Origin of the sequence: Pseudoalteromonas ostreae (assembly GCF_018069805.1) — a bacterium.
Lineage (GTDB): Bacteria > Pseudomonadota > Gammaproteobacteria > Enterobacterales > Alteromonadaceae > Pseudoalteromonas > Pseudoalteromonas ostreae.
This window is the reverse complement of sequence record NZ_JAGPYN010000081.1, coordinates 1-419: the sequence shown is the minus strand read 5'-3', so window position 1 is coordinate 419 and position 419 is coordinate 1. Positions and strand designations below refer to the sequence as shown.

Below are 419 nucleotides of genomic sequence, written 5' to 3'. Positions count from 1 at the left end.
ACGTCAAAAGGTACAATCCAAGGCTACAACGGGATAGCGATAAATGACGATAAACATCAAATTATACTGCAAGCACAGGCATGGGGTTCAGTGGGCGAGCAGCAAACCCTGCAGCCAGCGGTTAAGCAATTAAAACAACAGTTAGATAAACTGAGCACAGATGAATCCTCAGATAAACACGCCATCAAATTCACCGCAGACAGTGGGTTTAACAGCGAAGTGAATCTTGAGTTTATGGCGAAAAGTGGCTTTGATGCCTACATTGCGGATAACCAATTTAGAAAACGAAATCCGCTTTTTAAAGAAAGTGAAACCTATGAGACAGAGCAAGAAAAGCGCCGACTAAAACGCAGTAAAGGCAAGCCACGCTTATTTACTTCAGAGGACTTCCATTATGATGAAACAACACAAACCTGCCG

At 43.0% G+C, this 419-nt stretch carries 1 pseudogene; it reads left to right on the top strand.

Annotated features, from left to right (window positions below):
• Nucleotides 1-419, top strand: a pseudogene (locus tag J7338_RS20615) (transposase); the annotation flags it as partial.